The organism is Aquincola tertiaricarbonis (assembly GCF_000969605.1).
GTDB lineage: Bacteria > Pseudomonadota > Gammaproteobacteria > Burkholderiales > Burkholderiaceae_C > Aquincola > Aquincola tertiaricarbonis.
Map to the genome: position 1 here is coordinate 1 of NZ_JZUE01000065.1, position 3,602 is coordinate 3,602.

7 protein-coding genes are annotated in these 3,602 nt (G+C 61.9%); all 7 read right to left on the reverse strand.

What is annotated here, in order from left to right; all coding sequences use genetic code 11:
- Positions 1-79: 79 nt before the first annotated feature.
- Positions 80-868, reverse strand: a complete 789-nt coding sequence (locus VO99_RS27365; protein WP_046116137.1) for a PEP-CTERM sorting domain-containing protein — start codon at positions 866-868, stop codon at positions 80-82.
- Between the two features lie 105 nt (positions 869-973).
- Positions 974-1,312 (reverse strand): hypothetical protein, encoded by a 339-nt coding sequence (locus tag VO99_RS27370; RefSeq protein ID WP_046116138.1) that lies wholly within the window; start codon positions 1,310-1,312, stop codon positions 974-976.
- 30 nt (positions 1,313-1,342) lie between these two features.
- Positions 1,343-1,789 (reverse strand): hypothetical protein, encoded by a 447-nt coding sequence (locus VO99_RS30675; protein WP_198157105.1) that lies wholly within the window; start codon positions 1,787-1,789, stop codon positions 1,343-1,345.
- A gap of 20 nt (positions 1,790-1,809) precedes the next feature.
- Entirely contained in the window at positions 1,810-2,043 is a 234-nt protein-coding gene (locus VO99_RS27375) for a hypothetical protein (RefSeq protein ID WP_046116139.1), read from the reverse strand.
- A 94-nt stretch (positions 2,044-2,137) separates the two neighbouring features.
- Positions 2,138-2,515, reverse strand: a complete 378-nt coding sequence (locus VO99_RS27380) for a hypothetical protein (protein ID WP_046116140.1) — start codon at positions 2,513-2,515, stop codon at positions 2,138-2,140.
- A 37-nt stretch (positions 2,516-2,552) separates the two neighbouring features.
- On the reverse strand, positions 2,553-2,819 hold the full coding sequence (locus tag VO99_RS27385; protein ID WP_198157106.1) for a hypothetical protein: 267 nt from the start codon (positions 2,817-2,819) through the stop codon (positions 2,553-2,555).
- A gap of 80 nt (positions 2,820-2,899) precedes the next feature.
- Positions 2,900-3,271: a hypothetical protein gene (locus VO99_RS30680; protein ID WP_157039850.1), complete on the reverse strand. Its 372-nt coding sequence runs from the start codon at positions 3,269-3,271 to the stop codon at positions 2,900-2,902.
- Positions 3,272-3,602 lie beyond the last annotated feature (331 nt).

Below are 3,602 nucleotides of genomic sequence, written 5' to 3' on the forward strand. Positions count from 1 at the left end.
CCGAGAAGGGCGTGCCCACGCCCAGCAGCATGGGCGTGAGCTCCAGCAGCGGCGGGCCTTGTGGCACTCGGGCCATAGGTCAGTGGGAAGGGCGCCGACATCGTGCGACAGCAGCCATGACAGTCAGCCCGGCTAGCAGCAAACCTGCAGGCGCAGGCTCGGGCACGGGCGCCGTGTAGCCACCACCGACGTAAGAGATGCCGCGCATGATGCCCGTTTGGTCCGTCGCGCCGGAGTTTTCAAAGGTCGCCGTCAACGACCTACTGATCGACGTGAATTGAAACGTCTCGATTCGGTCCTGCCCCACGCCCAGCCAGGCGCCTTCGACGACGCGGTACAACGAGAGGTCGACGAAAGCCAGCACGTCCAGGTCTTCCCCCGGCACAGCCAACGAGCCAGTGGTTTCTAGGCTTGCAGCCGACGTGAATACCGCTCGCGTCCGTGCCGATAGCGTGAAGCCGACATAGCCGAGATCTGCGAGAAAGGTGAAGCCTCCACTACTCGTGGGGCTGTTGAGCGTCGCTCCAGCAGTGGCAGTCGTACCTGCGGCCGTTCCCGACGAGGCGATGTTTGCAGTTCCGGTAACGCCGTTGGCGGACAGTTGGACACTCGACGGCTGCCACCGACCAGTCTCGGAGAACTGCTCGGAGTAGTCCGGGATGAAGTCGATCATGGCGCCGGTGTAGGCAGCGGTGTAGTTGGTCGCGCTGAAGTCGATGCTCGGAGCTATCCCGTCTGTCGGATCGAGGTCGACCAGCTCGATCGAGAGGGGGCCAAAAGAGGCATTGCCTGTCAGCGAGGCTGCTTCTGCCTCCGCGAATAGAGACGCCGCCGCGAGCGTCAGTACGGCTGCTGCACGAAAGGACATGGATCCTCCTGAGTGATGGGCCGGCCAATCTAGAAACGCTGTGGGCCGTATGCGATCCCTAAGACCTCAGTGTCCACTCACATGCGGGGGCTGCAGCCCGAGCATTCATTCCCAGAGGCGGTACCGCACGGCGAACGCCTTCACTACGTCGGCGTCCCACATCTCGCGGAAGCCCTCCGCCAGGAAGTCGCTGTCGGAGTGCCAAAGTGCGAGCTGCGCCTGCCCGATCTCGGGCGCGAAGGCCTGGCGCAGCAGGTCGGCGAACGGGGAGGGCGGATCCAGCCAGTCGTCGAAGGCATGGCCAGGGCCAGCCTCGAAGCTCAGGTCGGAGCCCTCGTGGCCCTTCATGGCCAGGTCCAGCACCTCCAGCACCGGAACCTTCGGGTGCGTCACGTGCGTGCCGAGGGCGACGGCGATGATCTGCTGGGTGGTGCTGTCGGCCACAGTGGCAAATCTCCGGAGCCAATCCGCTTGTTAGCGCGGTGGTGCTGGGAGGTTAGGAGTGGCGGGTAACGGAGCCGGTGCGACCGGCGGCGTTGCTGCGGAGGGCACGTTGATGATGATAGGCGGAGCCGTCGGCGGCTGCGGCGACACCGCCGGTGCAACCTGCTTGAGTGCGTTGCTCATCGCTAAGAACAAGCCGCCAAACCCGATCATCATTCCCACGACCGTAGCGATCATCCACCGCTGCGTTCCTTGGCTTGCCTCCATGACATCTGCCTTGGTGGCAAGACCGCCCAACGACGCGTCGATGCGCACGATGGCTTTCTCGACCTCAGATAGGCGGGCTTCCATGGGCGGAATGCTACTACCGCCGCCGCCGTCAGGTGGCGCAACGGGCGGCGCCGGGGGGGCTGGGGGCTGTGCGAGATCCTCAAGCTGCCGTTTCTGCTCTTCCAGCTGTCGGAAAAAGGCGTCCATTGCCGGTGGCCTCGTGGCCATCAGAGCTCGTCCCCGAGGATTGAAAGGACTTCCGATACCTTGTTACTCACGTCTCCAAGGCGCTTGAAGATGTACGTCTGGTGTTCAGCGTCCGCGATGCCAGCGTTGAGATCGCCAACGACCTTCATCAATTCCAACTGAACACCTACGAGCGCTGCATCGGTCTTCCTGCGGGTAAGCAACTCCTTCCGAAGCTGAAACACCTCTGCGCGTAGCGCGGCAATCTCGCGCATGTGCTGCGGCTGTGCTACATCGTCCGGTGAGCCAGGCATTGGAGGGGAGACTGAATGAGACGTCTAGGTCAGTGCTAAGTAGCCAAGCCAGCTGCTAGCCAGCAGCTTTCTCGTGAACTGTGCGGGCCATCTCGGCGACCGTGTCGGCGACAGCTCTATCTATGGTGCAGCCGAGCTCATAGTCGGCGGTCGCGCGGAGCGTGCGCATGTGATTCAGGGTGTACGCAATACCCTTCGAGCGGATCGACGCCTGCCCCATGACCGGTGGGTGCTGCATGCTATGGATCAACGCCTTGTGCATCCCCATTCCGGCCGGCAATGGTGAAGTCTTCGGCTGGACGCTGTGCCACTCTTTGGCCGTGTGATATGCCGAGTAGTAGGAGCGACCTACTGAGTTCCGCCAGGTGATCTCGTCTGCCCCAGTCGCCAGCTCCGCGCCGTAGGCCAGCAGATCCGCTGCAGTGATGCTCATGCGACTGCCTTCTGTCCGATGAATCCGACTGTGACGTTCAGTGTGAGCAGATCTCGGCCTGCCAGCGCTCCGCCAATGCCCAAGTCAGCTCAGCGGCCTGCCTGGCTTGGACATCGATCCGGTAATTCACTGCGACAGACGGGCTCGATTCTGGGCCAGTGATGAGGAAGTCGGGTGTGCTGTTGAGCCAAGAGAGCCGCTGCTCACGCAGCATCGACCCTGCTTCCTCCATCATGGAGCGAAGGAAGTCCTCGGACACGTCGAGCGTTGACAGCGCACGCAACAGATGGCTTGCCACAGACATGAGCTTCTCCTCAGGCATCTGACCACCAGCCCTTACGAACCGCTCCCCAGCAGCCAGCACATGGGTGAAGTCCGCAGCGGTCATCCCAACCCTGAGCGATCCAGGGATGGACCGAAGATCCTCCATGAGTTCCCTGAACGGCTCGGTAGCCTCGTGCAGGAAACCGAGGTTTGACAGGACGCAGCACTTGCCCCCAGCGCCTCAATCCGACCGCCGTTCCGACGTGCGTTTGTGATCCAGTAGGTCGCCTTATCACGGTTCCCAGTCAAGCCGTACAGCAGTGCCTTGATCTTGCTGGCCATGATGACGTCGACACGGGCGAGCTTTTCGGCCTCATCCATGAACTCAGCGAAGCGGGGGTCGCTTTCGTCAAAGTAGTGCCCCTGCTCATGGAGCAGTGCCGTCAGCTGTTCATTCAACGCCGATGCGATGGTCTGCGGCTGCGGAGTCAAGCGTCGTCTTCCGTTCAACGGTGAGCAAGTGGTGCTCTTAAGCGAAAAGCGTACCCCAAGTCTTCGGCACCGACTGACAAAGACTTAGGTTCGGCTTGCCCGCACAGGCAGGCGAAAGTGTCAAAAGTCCCGACAGCCCGACAGGATGGCGGCTTCGGCCGGCGCGACGATTCTGGCAGCCAATCCGAGGGCCTGTGCACAAGGCCAAGATTCACCACTGGATATTGGAACGGTTCCAACAATGTTCCAAAACGCCAAAAGGAAAGGGGTTACGTCTTGCGACGTAACCCCTTGATTCTGTTGGCTCCCCGACCTGGGCTCGAACCAGGGA